This window comes from Pseudomonas ceruminis (assembly GCF_021602025.1).
GTDB lineage: Bacteria > Pseudomonadota > Gammaproteobacteria > Pseudomonadales > Pseudomonadaceae > Aquipseudomonas > Aquipseudomonas ceruminis.
Window position 1 is genome coordinate 190253 of sequence record NZ_BQHW01000006.1, and the last position, 26876, is coordinate 217128.

General features: G+C 62.1%; 24 protein-coding genes. 13 read left to right on the forward strand and 11 right to left on the reverse strand.

Features of this window, described 5'->3' with window-relative positions; translation table 11 throughout:
• The first annotated feature begins 87 nt into the window (after nt 1-87).
• From L6D80_RS09935 to L6D80_RS09945, 3 genes are all read left to right on the forward strand, one after another.
• Nucleotides 88-573, forward strand: a complete 486-nt coding sequence (locus tag L6D80_RS09935) for a YajQ family cyclic di-GMP-binding protein (RefSeq protein ID WP_012312882.1) — start codon at nt 88-90, stop codon at nt 571-573.
• 114 nt (nt 574-687) lie between these two features.
• Entirely contained in the window at nt 688-1530 is an 843-nt protein-coding gene (locus tag L6D80_RS09940; protein ID WP_054899280.1) for a mechanosensitive ion channel family protein, read from the forward strand.
• A 192-nt stretch (nt 1531-1722) separates the two neighbouring features.
• Entirely contained in the window at nt 1723-2967 is a 1245-nt protein-coding gene (locus tag L6D80_RS09945; protein ID WP_054899281.1) for an MFS transporter, read from the forward strand.
• Between the two features lie 72 nt (nt 2968-3039).
• Here L6D80_RS09945 and L6D80_RS09950 read toward each other — a convergent pair whose 3' ends face one another.
• Both L6D80_RS09950 and L6D80_RS09955 read right to left on the reverse strand, forming a co-directional pair.
• A complete protein-coding gene (locus L6D80_RS09950) occupies nt 3040-4587 on the reverse strand; it encodes an AmpG family muropeptide MFS transporter (RefSeq protein WP_176514870.1) in 1548 nt (515 codons plus the stop codon).
• Between the two features lie 43 nt (nt 4588-4630).
• Entirely contained in the window at nt 4631-4984 is a 354-nt protein-coding gene (locus tag L6D80_RS09955; RefSeq protein WP_082422700.1) for an MGMT family protein, read from the reverse strand.
• A gap of 153 nt (nt 4985-5137) precedes the next feature.
• Here L6D80_RS09955 and L6D80_RS09960 point away from each other — a divergent pair, with 153 nt between their 5' ends.
• The 5 genes from L6D80_RS09960 (at nt 5138) to groL (ending at nt 9751) form a co-directional block, all read left to right on the forward strand.
• Entirely contained in the window at nt 5138-6148 is a 1011-nt protein-coding gene (locus L6D80_RS09960) for a DUF481 domain-containing protein (protein ID WP_176514868.1), read from the forward strand.
• A gap of 123 nt (nt 6149-6271) precedes the next feature.
• A complete protein-coding gene (locus L6D80_RS09965; protein ID WP_054899284.1) occupies nt 6272-7003 on the forward strand; it encodes a HugZ family pyridoxamine 5'-phosphate oxidase in 732 nt (243 codons plus the stop codon).
• 66 nt (nt 7004-7069) lie between these two features.
• Nucleotides 7070-7531, forward strand: coding sequence for an FxsA family protein (locus tag L6D80_RS09970; RefSeq protein WP_054899285.1), 462 nt, complete (start codon nt 7070-7072; stop codon nt 7529-7531).
• 237 nt (nt 7532-7768) lie between these two features.
• Complete coding sequence (locus L6D80_RS09975) at nt 7769-8062, forward strand: co-chaperone GroES (protein WP_009395550.1); 294 nt, start codon at nt 7769-7771, stop codon at nt 8060-8062.
• Between the two features lie 48 nt (nt 8063-8110).
• Nucleotides 8111-9751 (forward strand): chaperonin GroEL, encoded by a 1641-nt coding sequence (gene groL, locus L6D80_RS09980; RefSeq protein ID WP_176514866.1) that lies wholly within the window; start codon nt 8111-8113, stop codon nt 9749-9751.
• Between the two features lie 93 nt (nt 9752-9844).
• Here the strand turns inward: groL and L6D80_RS09985 are convergent, their stop codons facing one another.
• Nucleotides 9845-10576, reverse strand: a complete 732-nt coding sequence (locus tag L6D80_RS09985; protein WP_054899287.1) for a phosphatase PAP2 family protein — start codon at nt 10574-10576, stop codon at nt 9845-9847.
• A 181-nt stretch (nt 10577-10757) separates the two neighbouring features.
• Here L6D80_RS09985 and colR point away from each other — a divergent pair, with 181 nt between their 5' ends.
• From colR to L6D80_RS10010, 5 genes are all read left to right on the forward strand, one after another.
• A complete protein-coding gene (colR, locus tag L6D80_RS09990) occupies nt 10758-11441 on the forward strand; it encodes a two-component system response regulator ColR (RefSeq protein ID WP_003255215.1) in 684 nt (227 codons plus the stop codon).
• A complete protein-coding gene (locus L6D80_RS09995; protein ID WP_176514864.1) occupies nt 11431-12735 on the forward strand; it encodes a sensor histidine kinase in 1305 nt (434 codons plus the stop codon). The genes colR and L6D80_RS09995 overlap by 11 nt, the downstream gene beginning before the upstream one ends.
• A 113-nt stretch (nt 12736-12848) precedes the next feature.
• Nucleotides 12849-13529: a class I SAM-dependent methyltransferase gene (locus tag L6D80_RS10000; RefSeq protein ID WP_054899289.1), complete on the forward strand. Its 681-nt coding sequence runs from the start codon at nt 12849-12851 to the stop codon at nt 13527-13529.
• A 6-nt stretch (nt 13530-13535) separates the two neighbouring features.
• Complete coding sequence (locus tag L6D80_RS10005) at nt 13536-14237, forward strand: lipopolysaccharide kinase InaA family protein (protein WP_054899290.1); 702 nt, start codon at nt 13536-13538, stop codon at nt 14235-14237.
• A complete protein-coding gene (locus tag L6D80_RS10010; protein ID WP_054899291.1) occupies nt 14234-14467 on the forward strand; it encodes a hypothetical protein in 234 nt (77 codons plus the stop codon). The genes L6D80_RS10005 and L6D80_RS10010 overlap by 4 nt, the downstream gene beginning before the upstream one ends.
• Nucleotides 14468-14556: 89 nt before the next feature.
• Here the strand turns inward: L6D80_RS10010 and L6D80_RS10015 are convergent, their stop codons facing one another.
• The 8 genes from L6D80_RS10015 to L6D80_RS10050 form a co-directional block, all read right to left on the reverse strand.
• The gene (locus tag L6D80_RS10015) at nt 14557-14826 is read right to left on the reverse strand and encodes an MFS transporter (RefSeq protein ID WP_223849182.1); all 270 of its coding nucleotides are present in this window, start codon (nt 14824-14826) and stop codon (nt 14557-14559) included.
• A 47-nt stretch (nt 14827-14873) separates the two neighbouring features.
• Nucleotides 14874-17918, reverse strand: coding sequence for a multidrug efflux RND transporter permease subunit (locus tag L6D80_RS10020; RefSeq protein WP_176514862.1), 3045 nt, complete (start codon nt 17916-17918; stop codon nt 14874-14876).
• A 13-nt stretch (nt 17919-17931) separates the two neighbouring features.
• Nucleotides 17932-19080, reverse strand: a complete 1149-nt coding sequence (locus L6D80_RS10025) for an efflux RND transporter periplasmic adaptor subunit (protein ID WP_176514860.1) — start codon at nt 19078-19080, stop codon at nt 17932-17934.
• Nucleotides 19081-19293: 213 nt separating this feature from the next.
• Nucleotides 19294-20391, reverse strand: a complete 1098-nt coding sequence (locus L6D80_RS10030) for a DUF1513 domain-containing protein (RefSeq protein WP_054899295.1) — start codon at nt 20389-20391, stop codon at nt 19294-19296.
• A 2-nt stretch (nt 20392-20393) separates the two neighbouring features.
• Nucleotides 20394-21458, reverse strand: a complete 1065-nt coding sequence (locus L6D80_RS10035) for an imelysin family protein (protein ID WP_054899296.1) — start codon at nt 21456-21458, stop codon at nt 20394-20396.
• 19 nt (nt 21459-21477) lie between these two features.
• A complete protein-coding gene (locus tag L6D80_RS10040) occupies nt 21478-22905 on the reverse strand; it encodes a di-heme oxidoreductase family protein (RefSeq protein WP_054899297.1) in 1428 nt (475 codons plus the stop codon).
• A 158-nt stretch (nt 22906-23063) separates the two neighbouring features.
• Entirely contained in the window at nt 23064-24401 is a 1338-nt protein-coding gene (locus L6D80_RS10045) for an imelysin family protein (protein ID WP_176514858.1), read from the reverse strand.
• Nucleotides 24402-24548: 147 nt separating this feature from the next.
• The gene (locus L6D80_RS10050) at nt 24549-26600 is read right to left on the reverse strand and encodes a putative bifunctional diguanylate cyclase/phosphodiesterase (RefSeq protein WP_054899299.1); all 2052 of its coding nucleotides are present in this window, start codon (nt 26598-26600) and stop codon (nt 24549-24551) included.
• Between the last annotated feature and the right edge of the window lie 276 nt (nt 26601-26876).

The following is a 26876-nucleotide window of genomic DNA, read 5'->3' on the forward strand; positions in this document are numbered from 1 at the left end:
CGTTATAATGAGACCGCATTTTAACCTTCTAACCCCGACGCGCTCCATCTTCAGACTGAGCGCGCTTTTATTTTATGGAGAACAACCATGCCTTCGTTCGACGTGGTATCGGAACTGGACAAGCACGAAGTGCAGAACGCCGTCGAAAACGCCATCAAGGAACTCGACCGCCGTTACGACCTCAAGGGCAAGGGCAGCTTCGAGTTCAAGGAGAAGGAACAAACCGTGCTGCTGACCGCCGAGGCCGAGTTCCAGCTCGAGGCCATGATCGAGATCCTGCGCCTGGCGCTGGTCAAGCGCAAGATCGACGTCAAATGCCTGGAAACTAAGGACGCCTACGCTTCCGGTAAGGAAATGAAGCAGGAAGCCAAGTTCCGTGAAGGCATCGACAAGGAGCTGGCGAAGAAGATCGTCGCCCACATCAAGGATGCCAAGCTCAAGGTCCAGGCCGCCATCCAGGGTGAGCAGGTGCGTGTCACCGGCAAAAAGCGTGACGACCTGCAAGAGGCCATTGCTGCCTTGCGTGCCAAGGAATTCGACATGCCGCTGCAGTTCAACAACTTCCGCGACTGATCCAGGGAGCGCCAGGAACCCCGATGGCGCGATGATGTCCATGGGGGTTCATGGCCGCTGAACCGCTGGTGGCTGCTTTACTGTGTACTTGCCGCTCGGCATCAGGAGATGAATATGGATTTGAACGCTGAAGTCGATCAGCTGGTTCGCCAATCGCAGACCTGGATCCCCTTGATCATGGAATACGGCAGCCGTGTGCTGCTGGCGCTGCTGACCCTGGCGGTCGGCTGGTGGATCATCAACAAGGTCAGCGCCCGGTTGGGCAAGCTGGTGGGGCTGCGCAACGCCGACCTGGCACTGCAAGGCTTCATCAGTACCCTGGCCAACATCGTGCTGAAGGTGCTGCTGCTGGTCAGCGTGGCGTCGATGATCGGCATCGAGACCACCTCGTTCGTCGCGGCCATTGGTGCCGCAGGCCTGGCCATTGGCCTGGCCTTGCAGGGCAGCCTGGCGAACTTCGCCGGCGGCGTGCTGATCCTGATGTTCCGCCCATTCCGCATCGGCGACTGGATCGAAGCGCAGGGTGTCGCAGGCACCGTCGACAGCATCCAGATTTTCCACACAGTGCTGCGCACCGGTGACAACAAGACGGTCATCATGCCCAACGGCAGCCTGTCCAACGGCATCATCACCAACACCAACCGCCAGCCAACGCGCAAGGTTGTGTTCGATGTAGGTGTGGATTACGAGGCTGACCTGCAAAAAGCCCGTAATGTGCTGCTGGAACTGGCACAAGACCCACGTGTGTTGCCCGACCCTGCGCCGCAGGCAGTGGTGGCGACCCTGGGCGACAGCTCGATCACCGTATCGCTGCGCTTGTGGACCAAGACGGCGGACTATTGGGATGTGATGTTCATGCTCAACGAGCAGGCGCGTGACCGGTTGAAAGCCGAGGGGATCGATATTCCCTTCCCGCAGCGTGTGATTCGCGTGGTGCAGGAAACCACTGCGCAGTAACACTGGGCTGTAGCGGGGGCCGTTGTGCGCCCCTTTCGCGACGCCAGGCCGCCCCGTGCAGGAGCGGCAAGGTGCCACGAAAGGGGCGCGCAGCGGCCCTCGCTTTTTGTGTGCCATTACACTTGTTCACAGCCAACCCGTGCCGTTTCTGGCATATAGGCTGGCCTCACCTGTCTCTACCCGAAAGCCATCATGAAGCCACTGCTGTATATCACTCCCCTCAGGGCCCTGTTGTTCGGCCTGACCCTGGCCTTGTTCGAGCTGCTCACCTACCTTGCCAGCGACGCTGTCATGCCGGCGATGCCTGTGGTGGTCGACCACCTGAACGCCAGCCCGCAATACATCCCCCACGCACTCAACCTGTACCTGCTCGGTGGCGTGGTGCTGCAGTGGCTGATCGGCCCGCTGGCCGACCGCTACGGTCGCCGCCCGCTGCTGTTGGCCGGTTGCATCTTCTTCGGTGTGGCTTGCCTCGCCACGTACTGGGTTCAGGATATTGGCCTGTTCAACCTGCTACGGTTGTTGCAGGGGGTTGGCCTGGGCTTCGTGGTGACGGTCAGCTATCCGGCGCTGAACGAGGCGTTCAGCGAGGCGGACGCGGTACGCATGATGGCCCTGCTGGCCAACATCGCCTTGCTCTCGCCGCTGCTTGGCCCGCTGGTGGGCACCCTGATGTTGCAGTGGCTGGACTGGCGCTGGTTGTTCGTGGCGTTCGCCATTGGCGCGGTGCTGACGTGGCTGCTGTTGTACCGCCTGATGCCCGAGACGTTGGGGGTGGAGCGTCGTGATGGCTCACGCCTGGCGTTCACGCCGATTCATCTGCTGCCGTTGCTTGCGGGGTACGGGCAGTTGCTGGCCAATCGCCGTTTCGTTGCTGGCAGCGCCGCGCTGGGCCTGGTCGGCCTGCCCCTGATCGGCTGGATCGGCCTGTCGCCTGTCTTGCTCATCCATGATGAGGGGCTGAGCACCATGGCCTATGCGCTGTGGCAACTGCCAGTGTTTGGCGGGCTGATCCTGGGCAACCTGATCATCAACCGCATCGCTGACCGCTACCCATTGGCGGCGCTGGTGCGAGGGGCGTTGTGGCCCTACCTGGCCGGCTTGAGCCTGATGGTGCTGGCCACCTGGTACTGGCCGACGGTGCCTAGCGTGGTCGCAGGCATGTCGCTGTATGCGTTGGGCCTGGGCGTGGCCAACGCGGTGTTGTACCGCATGACGCTGTTCTCCAGCGAACAGAGCAAGGGCCTGGTTTCGGCCATGTTGGGGATGATCACCATTGCCCTGCTGGGGTTGGGCGGCGCGGTGATGGCGATGATTGGCGCGGGTGCGAGCCTGTTGCATTTCGCACTGGCGGCGGGTATTGCCGGGGCGCTGGCGCTGTGGCCGTTGTGGTTTGTGATCGGTGGGCCGCGCGGGGAAGGCGCTGTGGCCCAGTAAGCTTGAGCGCCTGTTACCGGCCAGTTCGCGGGCTTGCCCACGCGCTGGCCGGTAACAGGTTTCAGCCCTCCATCAAGGCCGCTCGGCCGCTGAATCCTCGACGGGCGCCTGCTTGCCACGCCGCACTTCCTGGTGCCAGTGCAGTGCAATCAGGATCAGCGTCGGCACGCCCAGCAGCGCGGTTATCAGGAAGAAGTCGTGATAGCCGAACTTCTCCACCATTACCCCCGAATAGCCGCCAATCAGGCGCGGCAGCAACAGCATGATCGAGCTGAGCAGGGCGTACTGGGTGGCCGAGAACTTCAGGTTGGTCAGGCTCGACAGGTAGGCGACGAACGCTGAAGTGGCCAGGCCCGCGCTGAAGTTGTCCAGCGAGATGGTCACCACCAGCATCTCCAGGTTCGGCCCCATGTCGGCCAGCATCAGGAACAGGATGTTGGTCGCCGCCGAGGCGGCGCCGCCGATGAACAGGATCGGCAGGATGCCGAAACGGACGATGAGCAGGCCACCGACCCCCGCGCCAACCAGGGTCATCACCAGACCGAAGATCTTGCTGACGCTGGCGATCTGGTCCTTGGTGAAGCCCATGTCGATATAGAACACGTTGGCCATTACCCCCATGACCGTGTCCGACATGCGATAGGTGGCGATCAGCCCTAGCAGCAGCAGGGCCTGCCAACGGTAACGCACGATGAAGTCGTTGACGGGGGTCAGCACGGGCGCCAGGCCGCGGCGCCCCATACCCGACAGGCAGGCCCAGGTCAGCGAGGCGTAGAGGATCAGCCTCAAGAAGGCGCGGTCTTCGAGCAGCAGGTCCAGTGGCGTGGCATCGCCGAAGATGACGCTGGCCCAGTCGGTGTTGAAGAACTGGGTGAAGCTTGCGGGCACCGACACCAGCAGAATGATCAGCACGAACACCGAGGCCAGTTGATGGACCAGGCCGTAGCGTGCAGCCGACAATTGGGTGCGCAGCGGTACCGGCGGCTCACGCATGACCAGCGTGGTGAACAGGGCAGGCAGCATCATCAAGCCGAACAACACATAGGTGCCGGCCCAGGCTTTGTGCAAGTAGCTGAAGCCGGTGGAGCCAAACCATTCGGCGAAGAACAGGGCGCCGGCGGTGGCGAGCAGGGCCGCTACCCGGTAGCCAGCCATATAGCTGGCCGCCAGCGCAGCCTGGCGTTGATCGTCGGCGATTTCCAGGCGATAGGCATCGACGGCGATATCCTGGGTGGCCGAGGCAAAAGCGACGAGTACCGCGAGCGCAATCAGCCACGAAAGATGCTGCTGAGGGTCACACAGGCTCATGCCCACCAGGCCGATCACCACCAGGGCCTGGGACAGCAGCAGCCACGAACGACGGCGCCCCATGCCACCGAGCAGCGGCAGGCGCCACTGATCGAGCAAGGGCGACCATACCCATTTGAACGCATAGGCCAAGCCGATCAGGCTGGCATAGCCAATGGTCTCGCGGGCCACGCCCGCTTCGCGCAGCCACACCGAAAGGGTCGAAAACACCAGCATGTAGGGCAAGCCGGCGGCGAAACCAAGCAGCAAAAGTACCTGGGTTGACGGGCTGGCATAGGCAGCGAGCGCAGCGCGCCAGGTTTTACGGGGCATGGGCCAACATCTGCCTCAAGTTTACGAAAACAAAGCGCGCACTCTAACCGCTGTGCTCCATTGGGCGCCAGCCATGGCGCGTCATATCCACACGATTATTGGTTACATACACACCTTCTGCACGCAGCCGTGCCCGTTGCTCATCACCTGATGGCGTGCCCGACGCCAGGCTCAACCGCCCCCCTGCGCCTAGCACGCGGTGCCAGGGCAATCGGGTATCGGCCGGCAACTGCCCCAGGGTGCGCCCGACCCAGCGTGCCGCTCGGCCAAGCCCTGCCAGTTCGGCGAGTTGGCCGTAACTGACGACCTTGCCTTCAGGCACTTGACCAAGCACGGAATACAACGCCGTTCGTCGGGCCTCGGGCGATTCCGATGCGTGCGCGTAAGGCTCAGACATCAGGGCAGCCCTGGCCTGGCGTGAAACCGGACGAGTGGTCGCGGCAAATGAGCGTTGAACTCAATGGCATGGTTCTGGGTCTGTCCTTGCTCTGGTCGTCGGTATCTGGATAATGCCCGGCTTTTTTCGTCAAATCGAACCCACAGTCCGCTTATGTATTCTAGATCCTTGTTGTGCCTGATGACTGCCTCCCTGTGCACCGCCCCAGTGTTCGCCGATACCGTTTGGATGAAGAACGGCGATCGACTCAGCGGCAAGATCAGAGTGTTCGACGGTGGCAAGTTGCTGCTGGAAACCCCCTACGGTGGTTCGATCTCCCTGGACTGGAAACAGGTCCAGACCCTGGAGAGCGACCAGGAACTGCTGGTCAAGCAGGACGCCTACAACGGTGAGAAGGCCAAGTCGCTGAAAGCGGCCGAAGCGGGCAAGGTCACCCTGGCCAATGGCGAAGCGCCGAAAACGGTCGAGCTGGCCAGCATTCACCAGATCATGAAGCCCAAGCCAGTAGTCGAGGACCTGATCTGGAAGGGTAACGTCGACGTGGCGATGGATTACAAGCGTGCCGAAAACGACACCGACGACTATGACATCGGCTTCAAGACCACTGCCCGGCACGGCCGCTGGCGCCATAACGCCGAAGGCGAATACAACCGCGAAACCAAGGACGATGTCACCACCACCGACAACTGGAGCGCCGAGTACGCGCTCGACCGCTTCATCACCGAGAAGTGGTTCTGGCAGGGCCGGCTGGAATACAAGCGTGATCACGTCGAGGACCTGTCCCGTCAGCGCACCGTGGGTACTGGCCCAGGCTACCAGTTCTGGGATGACGAGCTTGGCGCGTTTTCGCTCGGTTCGTTGATCAACCGTACCGACTTCGAATATCAGGATGGCGCCAAGGACAACTTCTACTCAGCGGCGGTGAAGTGGGACTACACCCGGTACCTGATTGGCAAGAACGTGCAGCTGTTCACCAATGGCGAGTTCGCCAAACCCTTGGGCGGCGTAGCTGACTACTCGCTCGATGCCGAGGTCGGGTTGCGCTACAAGGTCACCGAATGGGCCTCGCTCAACCTCAAGGCGGAGAAGGACATCATCACCGGCACCCGTGAGAGCGACCTGGACAAGACCCGCTATACCGCAGGCTTTGGTGTGACCTGGTAAAGGTCAGTTGCGCGCTGCAAGCTACCTGTTGAAAAGTGAGGAAGGTGGCGTCCCTGTCTTGCTTTTTCGTGTGGCTTGTAGCTTATAGCTTGCAACTGCTTTGTTACTGCCGAGGAACCAGACGTGAGTCAGAACGCCATCCGCCCCGCCCGGGAACTGCTGCTCAAGGAATACCGCGGCGTGCTCTCGACCCATTCCAAGTCGATGCCAGGTTTCCCCTTCGGGTCGGTGGTGCCGTATTGCCTGGATGCCGATGGCAACCCGCTGATCCTCATCAGCCGCATCGCGCAGCACACCCATAACCTGCAGAAAGACCCCAAGTGCTCTTTGCTGGTGGGCGAGCGTGAAGCCGAGGATGTGCAGGCCGTTGGCCGCCTCACTGTGATGGCCCAGGCGCGCAAGCTGGTCGATGAAAGCGTCATCGAGGCGGCCGCCGAACGCTATTACCGCTACTTCCCCGAGGCCGCCAACTACCACAAGGCCCACGATTTCGATTTCTGGGTGCTGGAGCCTGTGCGCCACCGCTACATCGGCGGTTTTGGCGCGATCCACTGGCTGGACCAGGTGACCCTTGCCAACCCGTTCGCGGGCAAGGCCGAGGCCAGCATGATCGAACACATGAACAGCGACCACGCCAACGCAATCGCCCACTACGTGGCGCTGAGCGGCTTGCCGGATGGCGCCACGGCGCACATGGTCGGTATCGACAGCGAGGGCATGCACCTGCGCATCGGCCAGGGCATCTACTGGCTGCCGTTCCCAGGCACCTGCAATACCCCGACACAAGTTCGCGAAGCCTTGGTTTTGCTTGCACGCGCCGACCAATGGCCCACTGCGACAGAAGTCGAAGCTTGAAAAATCGAGCGCACGCATCCATTTGATGGTCGTAAGGGAAGATTGTCTTCCGTCGAGGAATCCTTGATGCGTGCTTTTCTACTGTTGTTTCTGCTTTTCCCTGTGCTGGAGCTGTTCGTCTTCGTCAAGGTCAGCGCAGCCATCGGTTTCTTTCCGGCGTTGCTGTTGATCATCGCCGGTTCTGCCTTGGGCGTACTGGTAATGCGGGTGGCCGGACTGGCCACGGCCCTGCGTGCCCGTGAAAGCCTGCAGCGCGGCGAACTGCCTGCCGAGGACATGTTCCAGGGCCTGATGATGGCGGTGGGCGGTGGCCTGCTGCTGCTGCCAGGTTTCATCAGTGACGTGCTCGGGGTGCTCTGCCTGCTGCCGTTCACCCGCCACTTGGCGGCGCGCAAGCTGCGCCAGCGCGCAGAGGCGCAGGCCATGCGCCAGCGCGCGTTTCAGGACGACCCGTTCCAGGCACAGCCGCGTGACAGCGGCCACCGGCCCAATGTGATCGAAGGCGAATACGAACGCCGTGACAAGTAACACCCTGGGGCCGCTTTGCGGCCCCAACTGTTTCAGGCTAATGAAAATTTTTCCGAGGCAAGCCTTGTAATTGAATATGGCGGCCTCATGTATGTGGTCACCGCAAGGTTTCTGGTGGTGACACCAGACATTACACAGGTGGTTCGCCCGTTGCGGACCACCCCCGGCAACGCCGGACTGCATCAACCCGCCGGTGTCTACCGGCCGATGAAAACCACAATTTGGGAGAGATCGACAATGAAGCTTCGTCCTCTGCATGACCGCGTAGTCATCCGTCGCAGCGAAGAAGAATCGAAAACCGCTGGCGGTATCGTCCTGCCGGGTTCGGCCGCTGAAAAACCAAACCGCGGCGAAGTCGTCGCCGTCGGCACCGGTCGCATCCTGGACAACGGCGAAGTACGTGCGCTGGCCGTCAAAGTGGGTGACAAAGTGGTTTTCGGCCCTTACTCGGGCAGCAACACCGTGAAAGTCGATGGCGAAGACCTGCTGGTAATGAGCGAGAACGAAATTCTCGCCGTTGTCGAAGGCTGATTTCCCCGACTTCCCGTTACTCCAAAGAATTTCAAGGATTAAACGATCATGGCTGCTAAAGACGTAAAATTCGGCGATTCCGCCCGTAAGAAAATGCTGGTTGGTGTCAACGTACTGGCTGACGCAGTAAAAGCGACCCTCGGCCCGAAAGGCCGCAACGTGGTGTTGGCCAAGAGCTTCGGCGCGCCGACCATCACCAAGGACGGCGTTTCCGTCGCCAAAGAAATCGAGCTCAAGGACGCCTTCGAAAACATGGGCGCCCAGCTGGTCAAGGAAGTTGCTTCCAAGGCCAACGACGCTGCCGGTGACGGCACCACCACCGCTACCGTTCTGGCTCAAGCCATCGTCAACGAAGGCCTGAAAGCCGTCGCTGCCGGCATGAACCCGATGGACCTCAAGCGCGGTATCGACAAGGCCACTGCTGCCGTTGTTGCCGAGCTGAAAAACCTGTCCAAGCCATGCGCCGACTCCAAGGCCATCGCTCAGGTCGGTACCATTTCCGCCAACTCCGACAACTCCATCGGTGAAATCATCGCCGAAGCCATGGAAAAAGTCGGCAAAGAAGGCGTGATCACCGTTGAAGAAGGCTCGGGCCTGGAAAACGAACTGTCCGTCGTAGAAGGCATGCAGTTCGACCGTGGCTACCTTTCGCCCTACTTCGTCAACAAGCCGGACACCATGGTTGCCGAGCTGGAAGGCCCGCTGCTGCTGCTGGTTGACAAAAAGATCTCCAACATCCGCGAACTGCTGCCAGTTCTGGAAGCCGTTGCCAAGGCCGGTCGCCCACTGCTGATCGTTGCCGAAGACGTTGAAGGCGAAGCGCTGGCGACCCTGGTCGTCAACAACATGCGCGGTATCGTCAAGGTTGCCGCAGTCAAGGCACCTGGCTTCGGCGACCGCCGCAAGGCCATGCTGCAGGACATCGCCGTCCTGACCGGTGGCCAGGTCATCTCCGAAGAAATCGGCCTGACCCTGGAAACCACCACCCTGGAGCACCTGGGTAACGCCAAGCGCGTCATCCTGTCCAAGGAAAACACCACCATCATCGACGGCGCTGGCGTCGACGCTGACATCGAAGCACGCGTCAAGCAGATCCGTGCCCAGATCGAAGAAACGTCGTCGGACTACGACCGTGAGAAGCTGCAAGAGCGCCTGGCCAAGCTGGCTGGCGGTGTTGCCGTGATCAAGGTCGGTGCTGGCACCGAAGTTGAAATGAAAGAGAAAAAGGCCCGCGTTGAAGACGCCCTGCACGCTACCCGTGCAGCCGTTGAAGAAGGCGTGGTACCTGGCGGTGGTGTTGCCCTGGTACGTGCTCTGGCTGCCATTGTCGACCTCAAAGGCGACAACGAAGACCAGAACGTCGGTATCGCCCTGCTGCGTCGCGCTGTTGAAGCGCCGCTGCGTCAGATCACTGCCAACGCCGGCGACGAGCCAAGCGTTGTGGCCGACAAGGTCAAGCAGGGTTCGGGCAACTACGGCTACAACGCTGCTAGCGGCGAGTACGGCGACATGATCGAGATGGGCATCCTGGACCCAGCCAAGGTCACCCGTTCGGCACTGCAAGCTGCTGCTTCGATCGGCGGTCTGATGATCACCACCGAAGCCATGGTTGCCGACCTGCCGGAAGACAAGCCAGCAGGTGGCATGCCTGACATGGGCGGCATGGGTGGCATGGGCGGCATGATGTAAGCCAGCCTTACCCCAGCACCCTCAAAAGCCCCGGTTCGAAAGAACCGGGGCTTTTTCGTCTGGCTGGGAATGGGCCGCGCAGCCGCCCCGTGTCTAGCCTGCATTGACTGGCTGGGCAGTATCCTGCTCGGCAACTGCATGGCGATACAGCACAAGGTAGTAAGCGCCCAACCCGATCAACCAGCAGAACACGGCCGTCCAGATGTTGTGCGACAGAAAGTGCGCGCCCTGCATCATCCGGCCCACCGACAGCACCGACCCGGCCACGAAGGCCACCGCCAACGCTACCCGTGCCAGGCGTGGGCGCCGGTCACGCAACATGAAGAACAACCCGAACAGGCAGAAGCCGGTGGCTGCATGCCCACCTGGCCAGCACAGGCCCGGCTTGTCGGTAGGCGGGCGAGGCTCCAGCAGCTTGCTGTAGGTTTCCTTGCCACCAAACTGGCTCAGGCTCCACGGGCACTGCACTTGGGTGACCTTTTTCAGCGGCGTGACGAAGGCCGTGGACACGCCCAACGCCAGCACCAGGCAGCCCAGCTCGCGGCGCCAGCTGAACAGCCGCTTCCAGAAAAAACTCAAGGCGAAGGCTGCGACCGCCAACAGCCCGAGCCCGATCACCCCCTGCTTGACCCCATCATGCAGGACATTCTCCAGCAAGTAGCTGTGGCGGCCGATAAACTCGCCGGCTGCCTGGTCGAAAAACAGGTAGGCCACGTCCATGTCAACCGAAGTCAGTTCAAGCAGCACCAACGCCAGCGCAGTTGCCAGCGGGATGCCCAGATACAGCCAGGGGTTGATCGGACGAGGACGAATGCGTTGTTGCATGACGACTCCAGGGCGCGAAAAAGACCGGGCATTGTTGACTGCCCGCTATCCTGTGTCCGTGAAGGATCAGTGAAAAAACTGTCAAGTTCACTGAATTTGCACTAGGGCTGGCACTGTCCAGGTGATGGCCTTAAGCTGCGCCTGCCGCGCACCACAGCGAAGCGCCGCACAGGAGAACCCGATGCGTATTCTTTTGGTTGAAGACAACCGCGATATCCTCGCCAACCTGGCCGATTACCTGGGCATGAAAGGCTATACGGTCGATTGTGCCCAGGACGGCCTGTCCGGCCTGCACCTAGCCGCTACCGAGCACTACGACTTGATCGTGCTCGACATCATGCTGCCCGGGATCGACGGCTATACCCTGTGCAAGCGCCTGCGTGAGGACGCTCGCCGCGATACGCCGGTGATCATGCTCACGGCCCGCGACCAGCTGGACGACCGTTTGCAGGGGTTCCGCTCCGGCGCCGACGACTATCTGCTCAAACCGTTCGCGCTGTCGGAGCTGGCCGCGCGTATCGAAGCGGTGCTGCGCCGGGCCCAGGGTGGCGGGCGCCGCACCTTGCAGGTGGCAGACCTGAGCTACGACCTGGATACCCTTGAGGTGACCCGTCAGGGGCGCTTGCTCAAGCTCAACCCGGTTGGCCTGAAGCTACTTGCCGTATTGATGCAGAAAAGCCCGCACGTTTTGCGCCGCGAGGTGCTGGAAGAGGCCTTGTGGGGTGACGACTGCCCCGACAGCGACAGCTTGCGCAGCCATGTGCACCAGTTGCGTCAGGTGATCGACAAACCGTTCGAAAAGCCCTTGCTGCATACCGTCCATGGCGTCGGCTATCGCCTCGCCGAGGGCCGCGATGGAGTTTAAACAAAGCCTGGCGCAGCGCATCATCATCGCTTTTGCGTTGATGAGTGCATTGGTTGCCGGCGCCTTCGCCTTCGGCATTGTCGCCACAGTGCATTTGGTCGAGGAGCGGTTGATTTCCTCGGTGTTGGGCGGTGACCTGCAACGGCTGTTGCGCAAGGACAGCGTCAGCGACTGGAGCCATCGCCCTCGTCCAGACCAACTGTTCTACTTCAGCGGTGGGCGCGACGACTTCGAATTGCCCAAGGACCTGCGCCACCTCGATGTCGGCTTCCATGAGGTATTTCGCGACCAACTGTCCTACCACGCCATGGTCGAGATCGTCGATGGCCGGCGCTATGTGCTGCTGCAGGACCAGAGCGATTTCGAGGAGCGAGAGCGGGTGCTGTTCGCCGTCGTGGTAGTAGGCTTTGTGCTCAGCCTGGTGCTGGCTGTGGTGTTGGGCTGGCTGTTGGCGCGGCGCGTCATGGCACCGGTCATTCGCCTGGCACGCCAGGTCCGTCACCGCGACCAGTTGCTTGGCCTGGCGCCGCCGCTGGCGCCGGACTATGCAGCGGACGAAGTCGGCCAGTTGGCGGTGGCGTTCGACGATACGCTGGGGCGTCTGCGCGATGCCTTGACCCGGGAGCGGCTGTTCACCAGCGATGTCAGCCATGAGCTGCGTACGCCCTTGATGGTGCTGGCCACCTCTTGTGAACTGCTTATGGAAAACCCGAACCTGGATACCCGTTCGCGCAACCAGGTGGAACGCATAGCCCGCGCCACCGAAGAAATGCGCGAGCTGGTCAAGACCTTCCTGATGCTGGCACGTGCCCAGCGCGATCAGGGGGCTGTAGCGTCCCAGGCTACGCTGTGCGAGGTCGCCGATGACCTGATTGGAGTGTGGCGAGATACCATCGAACAGAAGGGCTTGGCGCTGTATTACGATGGCCGTGTCAGTGCTGGCCCGCTGCTGTACAACGCCACCTTCCTGCAATCGGTGATGGGTAACCTGCTGCGCAACGCTGCGCATTACACCGACAGCGGTTATATCCGCCTGAGCCTGGACCCCAAGGGCTTCAGCGTCGAGGACAGTGGCGTGGGTATCCCTGAAGAGCAGCGCGAGGCGATGTTCCAGCCCTTCGTCCGGGGTGACGAGCGGCGAGGTGAGGGCCTTGGGCTTGGCCTTTCGCTGGTGCAGCGCATCTGCGACGACCAGGGCTGGCGCGTGACCCTGACATCCACCGCACCGCACGGATGCCGCTTCCAGGTCGACCTTAGCCAGAGCGCGGAGAAAACCGACCCCTCGCAACTGTGACAGCCATGCGCTGAAACATGTCGTTCGGCGCATAACATTTTTTTCACACGGGCATGACCTGTTACCTACGCTTCTTTACCTAAGGTGAGCGCACTGGAGCCAGGAGATGCCCAATGCGTAGCCCGATCAAACTCGAATTTTCCCAGAAGTACGACCAGCAACATGCGCAGGAGTACTTCCTCAAGCACCAGGACGGCCTGGCGCGTCGCCTGTCTCACCAGCGCGATGAGCAACTGGCGCGTCGAGCACTGGCGCTGGCGGGAGAACCCGGGTTGGTGCTGGACCTACCCTGCGGCGCGGGACGCTTCTGGCCATTGCTGGCGGAAAAGCCGAACCGCGTGATCATTGGCGCCGATAACTCCGAGGCGATGATCGAGACAGCCTGCAAGGCACAACCGCCAGAAGTGGTTGCGCGGGTACGGCCTTTGCAGACATCGGCGTTCGACATCGATTTGCCGGATAACGCCGTAGACAGCATCTTCTGCATGCGGTTGTTCCATCACATCGGCGAAGCGGCTCACCGCAAAAGAATTCTCTCTGAGTTTCAAAGGGTTAGCCGTGACAGTGTAATCCTGTCATTGTGGGTGGACGGTAACTTCAAGGCCTGGCGGCGCAAGAAGCTCGAGCAACGGCGCAGTGCCAAGGCGGAGCAGGACAGCTACCAGAACCGTTTTGTGTTACCGGCGGAGACAGTTGAAGAAGAATTCAAGGCCGCCGGCTTCAGAATCCAGGAACGCCTCGACTTCCTGCCGTTCTATGCCATGTGGCGAGTCTATGTATTACGTAAGGGGTAGTGTTTGATGGCTGTAACCCAGAATGGGGAGTCACGGTTCGATTATTACTGGCGTCAGCAGGGCGAATGGGTCGAGGAGCCTAACCAGCGGCGTGGTGGCGAAAGCGGTGTGCAGCGTCTTAACGACGCCAATGGCAAGCTGCTGTATGCCAAGCGGCAGGTCGGGCATATCTATCGCAGCCTGATGCACCCCTTCGGCAGGCCGACCGTGCTACGTGAACTCGATGCGTTGAACAGCTTCGAGCAGCTGGGTGTGCGCGTACCGCGTATCGTCTTCTGCGGTGCCGAGCGTGATGCCGATCACCAATGGCGGGCGCTGCTGGTCAGTGAGGCGCTGGAAGGTTTTGTCGAGCTTGACACCTGGCACGCTGAAGGGGCGCGAGAGCGTTATCCCCAGGTGGTGCACGAGCGCATGCTCAAGGAGCTGGCCGACAACCTGGCGCGCATGCACCGGGGGCATTGGCAGCATGGCTGCCTTTATGGCAAGCACGTTTTCATCAAGGTGATCGGCGAAGGCGAACAGGCCCGTGTTGAAGTGGCGCTGCTCGACCTTGAAAAATGCCGGCGCCGTATCAGTTGTCAGCGTGCAGCGGGCAACGACCTGCGTCAGCTGCGCCGCCATTCGTCGCTCAATGACGCAGAATGGCAATCGCTGCTCTACTTTTACCAGATGGCGTTTGGCAGCGCTGTCAAAGGGTTAGGGCAATGAAACTAGAAATCGCTCGAGCTTTGTTCCTGGTAGCTGGCCTGGCGGTAACCACCGCTGCGGTCGCGGCCTGGGAAGAGCCCAGGCCGACCGTGTTCAGCAAGGCTGAAATGGCCGACCAGTGCGCGTTGCCGCGGGAAGCGAAACCGCAGCAGCAGGCACAGGTTGCGCCGGACCAGGACCTTTTGCTGTTCCTGTTTGGTTTGCGTCAGGGGTTACGGCCTTTTGGTTGAACCTTACGGGAGCTAGAAATGCCAGAGGCCTCGCGATTGCGGGGCCTCTGGCATTTTTTTGTTTGTCTTTCTGGCCTCTGCTGCAGAAGTCAGCAGTGCTGCAGGCTGTTGCCTTTGAGGCACGTGAGCAGCAGGAAACCGCTAATGGCGCTGCCCAACAACAGAATCCCCAAGCTCAATGGAAGCAGATGTTCAGCTGACGCAATCAAAGTGCCTGCGAAACCACCCCCGGCAAAGAGCACTGTTGTGTTGAGCGACGCTGCTGCCCCTGCCTGCTGCGGATAGCGGGCTAATGCTTGCGTAGCCGCAGCGGGGCGTACCATCGTCGTTCCTGCTGTACATAAAATCATCGGTATCATGAGGCAGGCCTAGCTGTTCCATCGGGCAAGCCCGCGAAGAGGCCGGGTCAGGCTGTTATAGGTTCCTTGGCGTTTGTCTTGTGCGCCAGCAAGGTGTAGATACAAGGCAGCACGAACAAGGTAAACAGCGTGCCAATCGACATCCCGGTGGCAATCACCGTACCGATGTCAAAACGGCTGACCGCCCCCGCTCCGGTCGCGAGAATCAGCGGCACCATGCCGAACACCATCGCCGCCGTGGTCATCAGCACCGGCCGCAGGCGAATGGCCGCCGCTTCCTCGATCGCCTCGCGCACGCTCAGGCCGCGTTCCTCACGCAACTGGTTGGCGAACTCGACGATGAGGATGCCGTGCTTGCTGATCAGCCCGATCAAGGTCACCAGCCCGACCTGGGTGTAGATGTTCATGCTCGATATACCCAGGAACAGCGGCAGCAGCGCCCCGCAGATCGACAACGGCACCGTCACCAGGATCACCAGCGGGTCGCGGAAGCTTTCAAATTGCGCTGCCAGCACCAGGAAGATGATCGCCAGTGCCAGGCCGAAGGTAACCCACAGCGCGCTGCCTTCCTGAACGTACTGGCGGGCGACGCCGGCATAGTCGAAGGCGAAGCCTTCCGGGGCCTCTTCGCGGGCGATGTCCTGCACGGTCTTCAGCGCTTCGCCCAGGCTGACCATAGGCACGCCCTGGATGATCGCCGCGTTCAACTGCTGGAACTGGTTGAGCTGGCGCGGGCGGGCGCGGTCGGTGAGTGTTATCAGGCTCGACAGCGGCAACAGTTGGCCCTGGTCGTTCTTTACGTAGTAGTTGTTGAGCCAGCCGGGGTTGTCGCGGTACGGCCGCTCGACCTGGGCAATTACCTTGTAGCTGCGTCCTTCCAGGGTGAAGCGGTTGATTTCCGCCTCGCCCAGCAAGGTCGCCAGCGTGCCGCCCAAGGTGTCCATCGACACCCCCATTTGCGCCGCCTTGGCCCGGTCGATATCGACCACCACTTCGGGCTTGTCGAAGGCCAGGTCGATGTCGAGGAAGGCGAACTTGCCAGACGCCTGGGCGCGCGTCTTGATGCGCTGGGCCACCTCCAGCAGTGCCGGGTAGTCGCCAGCGGTATTGATCACGAACTGGAACGGCAGGCCCTCGCCGGTGCCGGGCAACGAGGGCAGGTTGAAGCCGAAAATCTGCAGGCCGCCGATTTCCTCAAGCTTGGCCTGCACCAGCGGCAGCAGCGCCATTTGGGTGCGGTCGCGCTCGTTCCAGGGCTTGAGCAAAAAACCACCAATGCCGCTCTGCACACCATTGAAACCATTGATCTGGAACGACGAGTAGTACTCGGGGAAGGTTTTGAACAGTGGTGTGAACTGGTCGGTGTAGGCGTTGAGGTAATCAAGGTTGGCCGGCTGCGGTGAGCTGCTGATCATGAAGATCACCCCCTGGTCCTCGGCGGGCGCCAGTTCGTTCTGGGTAAACTTGAGCAGCACCGGGATCAGGCACAGCACGATCACGGCAAACACCAGCACCACCGGCCGACTGTCGAGGGTGGCGTGCAGCAGGCGCTGGTAGCGTACCTTCAGGCGTTCGAACAGCTGGTCAAGGCGATGGGCCAGGCCGCTGGGGTTCTGCTCCCGGCGCAGCAGCAGGGCGCACATCATCGGTGAAAGGGTGAGGGCCACGATGCCGGAAATGATCACCGCCCCGGCCAGGGTCAGGGCGAACTCCTTGAACAAGGCCCCTGTAAGCCCGGTGAGGAAGCCGATCGGCGCATAGACGGCAGCCAGAGTGATGGTCATCGACACCACCGGCATCGCGATTTCCCGAGCGCCCTCAAGGGCCGCGTCGAACGGCGACTTGCCTTCTTCCATGTGCCGGTGGATGTTCTCCACCACGACAATTGCATCGTCCACCACCAGGCCGATGGCCAGCACCATGGCCAGCAGGGTCAGCAGGTTGAGCGAGTAGCCCATCATCTGCATGAAGAACAGCACGCCGATCATCGACAGGGGAATCGTCACCACCGGGATCAGTACCGAGCGCAGGGCACCGAGGAACAGGAACACCACCACGATGACGATCAGCACCGCTTCACCGAGGGTCTTGACCACTTCGTCGATGGAGGCCTGGATGAACAGGGTGGCGTCGTAGGCGATCGACACCTTGAGCGCTGAGGGCAGCTGGCTTTCCAGCTCGGGCATGATGCGCCGAACTTCCTTGATCACTTCCAGCGGGTTGGCTGCCGGGGTCGCCTTGATGCCGATATACACCGACGGGGTACCGTCGAACGAACTGACCGTGTCGTAGTTTTCTGCGCCCATCTCGACCCGCGCCACATCGCCCAGCAGCACGCGGCTGTCGCCGCTGGTCTTGACCGGCAAGGCGGCGAAGGCCTCGGCCGATTTCAGCTCGGTACTGGCGTTGATACTGGTGACCACGTACTCGCCCTTCACCTCACCGGCGGCAGACAGGAAGTTGTAGCGGCGTACCGCATTGGTCACGTCGGTGGCCGACAGGCCAAAGCCAGCCAGCTTCACCGGGTCGATCCAGATACGCATGGCAAACACCTGGTTGCCGAGAATCTCCGCCTCGGCCATGCCTGGCAACGTGGCCAGCTTGGGCTGGATGACCCGCGACAGGTAGTCGGTGATCTGCGGGTTGCTCATTTCCTTGCTGTAGAAGCTGAGGTACATCAGCGCCGAGGCATCGGCGGCTTCCTTGCTGAGCACCGGGTCTTCGGAGTTCTGGGGGAGTTTGTTGCGCACTTCGTTGGCCTTGGCCAGCAGCTCGGTGAACAACCGGTCGCTGTCGGCGCCGATGCGCGCGTAGATGGAGATCACCGAGAAGTTCTGCCGACTCACCGAGGTCATGTAATCGATGCCTTCGGCACTGGCCAGGCTCTGCTGCAGCGGCTGGGTGATGTAGCCCTGAATGGTTTCGGCGTTCGCGCCAGGGTAGGCGGTGGTCACCGTGATCAGGGCGTTTTCCATTTGCGGGTATTGGCGAATCTGCAGCTTGCTCCAGGCCTGGAAGCCTAGCAGCAGGATCAGCAGGCTGACCACGCTGGCCAGTACCGGGCGGCGGATGAACGGGTCGGTGAACGCCATGCCAGCCTCCTGGTCAGTCTGCGCGCGGAGCGCTCTGTTCGGGTTTGAGTGCTGTGTCCTGGCCGAGGCGGATAGCGGCGCCGGGGGTCAGCTTGAGCTGCCCGGCGGTCACCACCTGCTCACCCGCCGTGAGCCCCTTGCTGATCACCACCACACCCGCGCGGCGTTCGCCGGTCTGCACGGTGCGTTGCTCGGCGCTGAGTTGCGGCTGGCCCTTGTCGTCCAGCATCGGGTTGCCGTCCTTGTCTTTGCGCGGTGTGGCGACATACACCGAGTTGCCATACAGCGTGTAGGTGATGGCGCTTTCCGGCACCACCACCCGTGCCTGTGGGTCGGGCAGCAAAATCAGCAAATTGGCGAACATGCCGGGCAGCAGCTTGCCGTCCGGGTTGGCCAAGGTGGCGCGTATCAGCAGGTTGCGCGTGCTCTCTTCGACCTTGGGGTTGATGGCGCTGAGGCTCGCGGGGAAGGTCTGGCCCGGGTAAGCGGCCACCTGCACCAGCACCTGCTGGCCGAGGCTCAGGTGCGGCAGGGCCTGTTCGGGCACATTGAAGTCGACGTAGAGGCTGGAAAGGTCCTGCAAGGTGGCGATCACCGTGCCTGCGGCCAAGTAGTCGCCGACATCCACCTGGCGGATGCCGATGGTGCCGCTGAACGGGGCGCTGATGCTTTTCTTGGTCTTGGACGCCTTGAGCTGGTCGACCACCGCCTGGTTACGCCGATATTGCGCGGTGAGGCGGTCATATTCACCGCGGGAGATGGCCGAGTCGCCCACCAGTTGGCTGCCACGGCCGAAATCGACCTTTGCCAGGCCCAGGTCGGCCTGGGCAGTCCCGAGCAGGGCCGATTCCTGGTCATCGTTGAGCTGCAGCAACAGTTGCCCCGCCTTGACTGGCTGGCCGGAGTCGAAGTGCAGGGATTTGACGGTGCCTTCCACCTCAAGGCTCAACTCGACGCCTTGCAGGGCCTTGAGGCTGCCCACAGCGGGCAGGCGCTCCTGCCACTGGCGTTCTTCGGCCACGGCTGCCGCCACGGTGATGGGGGGCTTGGGGGCAGTGAACATCTGGATCTGCTGGTAGATCGAGAAGGCCTTGTAGCCCGCCAGGGCCAGCACGATCAGCAGAACCACGGCCAACATGATAAGCATGCGGCGGCGCAGCATAGTCCAGTTCCTTGGATGCGTGGTTGTTATTGGTTTAGGCACGACAACGGGCGATCCTGCCCACGTGTGGTTGGGGAAGTATTGACTGTTTTTGCCAGGATGGGGAGATATTGGCGGGGAGGGCCCTGTTGCCGGCAAGCCCGCTCCCACAGGAATTGCGTGAACCTGTGGGAACCGGTTTGCTGGCGATGAGCCGGTGCAGGCGGCCCGGTGTCAGGCCAAGTGCAGGTGGTTGTCCCAGAACCCGGAAGGCAGGTCCATCGGCTGGCCGACCAGCTCCTGCTTGCGGCAATCATAGTAGCGGCACCGCCCCTGCCCGGAGGTGACGACAAAGCCGTCTTTCACCGCGCCGACTCCCGCGCAATCAGGCATCGGTGCATCCAGCCGTACCGCGCCACTGTCCAGGTCCCAGACAAACAGGCGGTTGGCCCGTGGCGCGGTCAGTGCCACCAGGCGCAGGTCGCTATGGATGGCGACGCTGGCGGTGTACTGGGCCATCGCCTGCAGTTGGTGTTCCGGGACCGGAAAGGCGGTGAACCGCTCGCCTGGACGCTTGATCGCCAGCAATTCGGCCGTTTCGTCAGCATCGCCCATGAACTGTTGGCAGGCGGCGATGGTGCCATCACTGCCCACCGCCAGGTGGCGCACACTGTTCATCGGCTGGGCCAACGTTTCCTTGCTCAGCAAGGTCCCGTCGCGCTGCATCAGTACCAGGCTCGGCTCCATGGCATGGAGGTTCATCTCGACCCGGCTCTCAGCCTCGGTGCGGATGCCGCCGTTGGCCACGATCAGGGTCTCGCCATCCGGCAGCCAGGCCACCTCATGGGGGCCGATGCCGTGGGTCGGGATCTCGCCGGTGTGCACCAGGCGCTCGCCTTCGAAACGGTAGACACCCAGGACGCCACGCCCCGGGTCGGTGGTGTCGTTCTCGGTGGCATACAGCCATTCCCCGCCCTTGTGGATCACGGCGTGGCCATAGAAGTGCCGGTCCGGTTGCGACGTGACGGTCTGCAGCAGGCGCCCGTCGCGCAGGTCGACCAAGTAGCTTTCGGTGCCTGGGCGGCGTGCGACGAACACGGCGATCGGCAGTTCGGGGTGGTTGATGATCGCGTGGCAACGTTGCGCCACCTGGGTGCTGAACACCTGGGTGCCGTCCAGGCGAAACCCGACCGCATAGTGCTTGCCGTCGCCATCGTCACGCGCCGACAGCAGCAGGGGTTCGCTACCTTTGTTGCGGAACAGGCTCCAGCCGCCCAGGGTCAGGGCGCTGAGCAATACGCTACCGAGTTTGAGGGCCTGGCGTCGCAGCATGATCAGTCACCGTCGTTGGCATTGAAGCCCAGCTGAATGTTCAACGCCTTGGCCAGCTCGCCTTCATGCAAGCGGTGGACGACGTTGAGGCTGTCGTAGATCTGGTTGAGCGCCTGTTGGCCTGCGTCGTCGGCCAGCAGCTCGCCCAGGGTCTTCTGGTTGTCGGCCAGTAGCTTGAGGGCGGTAGCGTAGGCGTCGTCGATCTTCTGCGCCAGGGCTTTCTGGTCGCTGCCCAGCAGGCCGCGCAGGCCCTGGTTGTCTACCCCGACCCACACGGCCTGAGCGGCCTTGAGGCTGGCTTCCAGGCTTTTCAGGGAAGAATGGCTGCGCCAGGCTTCGGCCTGCAACGGCTGAGGGATGCCTTTGCTCTGGCGGCCCATCGGCGCACCGAGCTTCTTCTTCAGGGTATCCAGGGCGGTCACCTGGGCGCGCAACAGGTCGGCGATGGCCTCGTGGGAGTCGGCATAACGCTGGTTAGGGAACTTGGTCATCTGCGAGAGCATGCCGTCGGTGCTGTTCCAGCCCTTGAGGATCTCTTCGGCCAGCGCCTTCTGGTGCTCACCAATAGCGACCAGCAACGGGCAGTAGCGCGCTTTCTGCTCGGCGGTGGCAATGTCCGGCTTGCTATCGAAGAGGATGTACTCGTAGGCCGACAGGCCACGTACCACGACACTGGCCTTGCCCAGGGCAGCGACATCGACCGGCTTGTCACCATTGACCAATTGCTCGACCTGGCGGCCGACCAGGTTCTTCTTGTCGGGCCAGAACTGCACTTGCCAGGCGCGGTTGCCTTCAGCCAGCGGGCCGACCAGCAGGGGTTGCAGCTCGGCCCAGGCTTTTTGCGCATTGAGGAAGTCGGCGCGTGCGGTTTCCAGGCTTTCCTTGCCTTCACAGTAGGCCAGGGCGCTGCTGGCCAGCTGACGGTCTGCTTCGACCCAGCGGCTGTAGGTCGGCAGGATCACCTGCTTGGCGATGGCGGCCGAGGTCACGGCCTGCGGGTCCTGCGGTGAGCAGGCGCCGAGGGCGAGTGCGGCGAGGCTGGTGAACAACAGTTTGGGTCGGAACATGCCCGGCTCCTTGCGCGTATTAAAGTGAGTTCAGGAACGCCAGCAACGCGGCTCGCTGCTCGGCATTGAAGGTCAATACATGGTCGCGCGCGGCCTGGGCTTCGCCGCCGTGCCAGAGCACGGCTTCGAGCAGGTTGCGGGCGCGGCCGTCATGCAGGTACTGGGTGTGGCCGCTGACGGCTTCGGTCAGGCCGATGCCCCACAGGGGAGGGGTGCGCCAGTCCTGGCCGTTGGCGGCGAATTCGGTGCGCTCGTCAGCCAGACCTGGGCCCATGTCGTGCAGCAACAGGTCGCTGTAGGGGCGGATGACCTGCCCGGCCAGCTCCGGCTCGGCAGCATTGGCGGCGGTGGTGAACTGCGGGATGTGGCAGCCCTGGCAGCCGGCCTGGTAGAACAGGTTCTTGCCGGCCAAGACCTGCGGGGCGCCGACGTCGCGGCGCGCCGGTACACCCAGGTTGCGGGTGTAGAAGGTGACCAGGCGCAGGATGTTGTCGCTGACTTCCTTTTCACCGTCGGCGCCGTCGCCATTGGGCGCGGCAAGGCAGTCGAGCTGGGCTGGGGTGCAGTCGTCCTTGGGGTGCAGGGTACTGGTCAGGCCCATGTCACCGGCAAAGGCGTGCACGTTCTGCTGGTTGACGTTGGGCTGCCCGGCCTTCCAGCCGAAACGGCCGATTACCGTCTTGCCCTGGGCGTCGTCCCATACCCGGTTGGCTCGTCCGCGAATGCCATCGCGGTTGCGGTCGTCAGGGTCTTCATTGGCCAGGATGTCGGCCTCTGGAATGGCTTCGAGCAGGCCCAGGCCGATCATGGGCGGAGCCACCCGTGCCGAGAACCGGGTGTCGGGGTGCATCGGCCCGTAGCCCAGCTGAGTGATCTGCAGCGTCGGGCGCCGTAACTCGACCTGGTGGCCATCCTTGAAGGTGACGGTCTGCTGGTCATAGGTCACCCGCACCTTGCCTTCAGGGGCCACGCCGGGGATGGCCATGTCCTGCAACTGAGTACCGTAGACCGGTTCGGGCACCACGCCGATGCGCTCGATCTCCTTGGCCAAGTAGGGCTGGTCTGGAATCGACAGGCGCACCAGCATCGATACCGCGTTGCTGTCACCGAGTTCTGGCGGATGGCCGCGGCCGTCACGGATGTGGCAGTTCTGGCACGCATTGGTGTTGAACAGCGGGCCGAGGCCGTCGCGCGCGGTGGTGGTGGAGGGGGCAATCACCCATGGGCTGCGGAAAAAGCTGTTGCCCACGGCAAAGTCCAGGCGCCGCTCGGGCGACAGGTTGGCCGAAGGCATGGAAAAGGCGTTGCGATCGCTGCGCTGGACAGTCGCCTGGCCACCCGACAGCGCTTCGCCCGGCTCGGCCTGAGTGAAACGCGGGGCGTCGTCACAGGCGGCGAGGGCGAGGGCCAGCAGCAGGGTAGGGAGTCTGAACAGCGACAAGGACATGCAAAATCCTGGGCGTGGGCGAAAAACCGGCGTGCAAGCTTAGCAGGCTGGGGGTGTTTGAATAAGAGCAATTTGCAATTGCCGGATGAAAATGTACCCGTCCCGAACAGAAAAAAGGCGACCCGAAGGCCGCCTCTTTCAGCACCGCAACGGCGTGATCAGAACTCGTGATCGGCGGTGTCCGGGTTCAGATTGGCAATGCCCAGCTTGCCAGCCGCCTGCTCGATCGCGCCGGTCTGCTTGACCAGGGCGGCGATGGCGTCACGCACGATCTGGTTGCCGGCAGCGTTGTCGGCAGCGATCAGCTGGTCGTAGTGCTCACCCTTGAGCGCATGGTCGACGATGACCTGGATCTTCGCTTCGGTGGCTTCCAGGTCGGCCTTGAGGGTCGCGTCGGTCGCCGGGTCGGCTTTGGCCACCAGTTCGGACAGGCTCGGGCCGGTCAGCTTGGTGCCGTCGACACGGGTGTACTCACCCAGGTAGACGTTACGGATGCCTTTGGCGTCGTAGAAGTGCGAGTAGTGGGTGTTGTCGCTGAAGCAGTCCTGCTCGTCTTCTGGCGAGTTGGCTTCCAGCGAGACTTTCATGCGTTCGCCAGCCAGTTCGCCCAGCGACAGGCTACCCATGCCGAACAGCATCTTGCGCAGGCCATCGGCCGCAGGCTCGGCTTCCAGCGTGGCGCGGTAGTTGTCGGCTACGTTCGGCGCCCAGTTGCCGACCATCTCTTCGAGGTCGGTGACCAGCAGCTCGGTAACCGCTTTCAGGTAGGCGCGGCGACGGTCGTTGTGGCCGCCCGTGGCGCCCTGGCCTTCGAGGTAGTCCGACGCCGGGCGGTTGCCCGCGCCTGGGCCGGTGCCGTTCAGGTCCTGGCCCCAGAGCAGGAACTCGATCGCGTGGTAACCGGTGGCGACGTTGGCTTCGGAACCGCCCAGCTCGTTCAGGCTGGCCAGTTTCTCGGGGGTGATGTCCTTGACGTCGATCTTCTCTTCGCCCACCTGGATCTCGGTGTTGGCGATGATGTTGGCGTTGGCCGCCGGGTTGCCCAAGGCGTGCTCGTAGCTCTTGTCGACATAATCGATCAGGCCTTCGTCCAGGGGCCAGGCGTTAACCTGGCCTTCCCAGTCGTCGATGATCGTGTTGCCGAAGCGGAACGCCTCGCTCTGCAGGTATGGAACGCGGGCAGCGGCCCAGGCGGCCTTGGCGGCGTTCAGGGTCTCGTCATTGGGCTTGGCGAGGAACGCGTCGATGGCGCTTTGCAGGGTCTTGGCGGTGCTCAGCGAATCGCTGTAAACGGTGTAGACCATCTCGGTGTAATGCTTGACCACGGCCTTGCCGGCCGCTTCGTCGACGGCCCCCGGCGCCGCAGCAGCGGTGCTGGCGGCAGCAGGTGCCTGTGCTTGCGGGGCGGCAGCCTTGCCGTCCTTGCTTTCACCGCAACCGGCGAGAGCGATGGCGATGGCCAGCAGACTGGCGGAGGCCAGAGGCATTCGAATCATTATTGGTTTCCCTGCGTCGTGTGGTTGGACAGTGTGGCGTGGCACGTGAAAGCGCAACATCATGCGAAAGATTTGCATTTGCTGTAAAGGGGCGCGGCACGCAATTCATGTAAATGCGCGTCACGGTGTGTAACCCAGGGGAATGGCTTACAGCGCGGAAACCTGATTGCGCTGCGCCTGTTTGAGGAAATGGGTCAACTCACGGGCCGAAAGCGGTTTGCTGTAGTGGTAGCCCTGACCTTCATGGCAGCCTTGGGCGATGATGTAGCTCTCCTGCTCGGCGGTTTCCACCCCTTCGGCGATCACCTGCATCCCCAGGCTCTTGCCCAGCTGGATGATGGCCCGAACGATGGTGGCGTCGTCATCGTCGTCAAGCAGGTCCTGGACGAAGCTCTTGTCGATCTTGATCTTGTCCAGTGGCAACGACTTGAGGTAGCTCAGCGACGAGTAACCGGTGCCGAAGTCGTCGATGGCGATCATCGCCCCTGAGCGGCGCAGGCTGAGCAGGTGCTGGGCGGCGGTACTGATGTCTTCCATCAGACCGGTTTCGGTCACTTCCAGCTCGAGGCTGCGCGGCGGCAAGCGGTAGGCCTGCAGCAGGTTGTTGACCACCCTTGGGAGCTCATTGTGGTGCAGTTGCACGGTCGACAGGTTGACGGCCATACGCAGTTCGGCGAAGCCCAGGTCGTGCCATTCGCGCAGTTGCCGGCAGGCCTGATCGAGCACCCACTCGCCGATGCTGATGATGCTGCCGTTCTGCTCGGCCAGCGGGATGAACTGGTCTGGCGGAACCATGCCCAACTCCGGATGCTGCCAGCGCAGGAGCGCTTCAACGCCGACCACGCGGTGGTCGCGGTAGCTGATCTGTGGCTGGTAAACCAGATACAGCTGGTTGCGCGTCAACGCCTCGCGCAGGTCCTTTTCCATCTCGCGGCGCCGACGCATCTCGCTGTCGACGCTGGCAATGTAGAACTGGTAACGGTTGCGTGAACGCGCCTTGGCCAGGGTCATGGTCTGCTCGGCTTTTTGCAGCAGCTTCTCGGTGCTGTCGCCGTCCTCGGGGAACAGGGTGATGCCGATGGTCGCACGCAGGCGGATCTGCTGATGGTCCAGGCCGAACGGCACTTCCAGGTCGTCGAGGATGCTCTGTGCCAGTTCTGCGGCTTCATAGGGCTGTTCGATGTTGGCCTGGACCAGAGCGAACTGGTCACCACCCAGGCGTGCCAGGGCGCCCAGCCGGCCACTGTGAGCGCGCAGGCGATCGGCCAGGGCCAACAGCAACTGGTCGCCAACCTGGTAGCTGAACTGTTCGTTGATGCCCTTGAAGTCGTCCAGGCCTACGCACAACACCGCCACACGCTGTTGCAGGCGGCCGCCGTCGACCAGGATTTTGTCCAGCTGTGTCTGCAATTGCTGGCGGTTGGGCAAGCCGGTGAGGAAGTCGTACTGAGCCATGCGCTGCAGGCTGTTCTCGGCTTCATGGCGCAGGTGGGTGTTGCGCTCGATCGAGGCCAGCAGCTGGTTGGCGGTGTTGACCCAGATGCCCAGCTCGTTCTTCTCGTGGCCTTTGAGCAGCGGGATCTGGTGTTGGCTTGGGCGATCAGGGTTGATCTGGGTGAGGTGCTCGATGATCTTCGACAGGGGCTTGGTCAACAACCAGTGGTAGACCAGGTACAGCACCAGGCCCATGGCCAAGGCCCGCAGCACACCGGAAATGAAGATGATGATGGCGTTGAGCAGAAAGTCTTCACCGTAGGCGGCGGTGTCCAGGGTGATGCTCAGGTCGCCGTAGTATTCGCTGTAGGGCCCGCGCCCGACCAGTTGCGTGGTGTAGGTACGTTCCTGGCCGAGGATCAGGTCGGTCAGCCAGCGCATCGAGGTGTCCAGCAAAGGGCGGGACTTCTCGGCCAGCATGGTTTCGTTGGGATGTCCGATGGAGGCTTTGCGCACCGATTCGTCTTGGAACAGACCTTCCATGACCTGCATGCCCATTTCCCGGTCAAGGCTGTAGACCGCCTGGGTCGATGGGTCGCGGAACATGTCAAGGATGCGCTGGGCATCGTTGTTGACGGCCTGGCGGGTCTTGTAGGTGTCGTAGACGATCTGCGCGCAACTAAGGACGACACCAACCGCCAGCGCCGAAAGGAGTACGACCCTGAGCAACTTGACCGATAAGCTGTTCCGCAATTCCAGCTTCAATGGGGTTTCCTTAATCCATGCGCGTGACATCATTTTGCCATTATCGTTGGCAATACACTATCGGCCGTTGGGGCTGTACTGAGCAGTGTATCGGTTGCCTTACCCTGCAACTTGAGTGCGCTGTAGCGAACGTCCAGACGTTTGATGTTAGCGCGGTATGCGGGGGGAGCAAGAGCTACGGGGTAAACTGCGGCTCGCAACTTTGCAGTATCGGTGACGCGCCTCTTCACGAGGCAAGCCCACGCCCACGGGTACACCGCTGAGCCTGAATGAAAC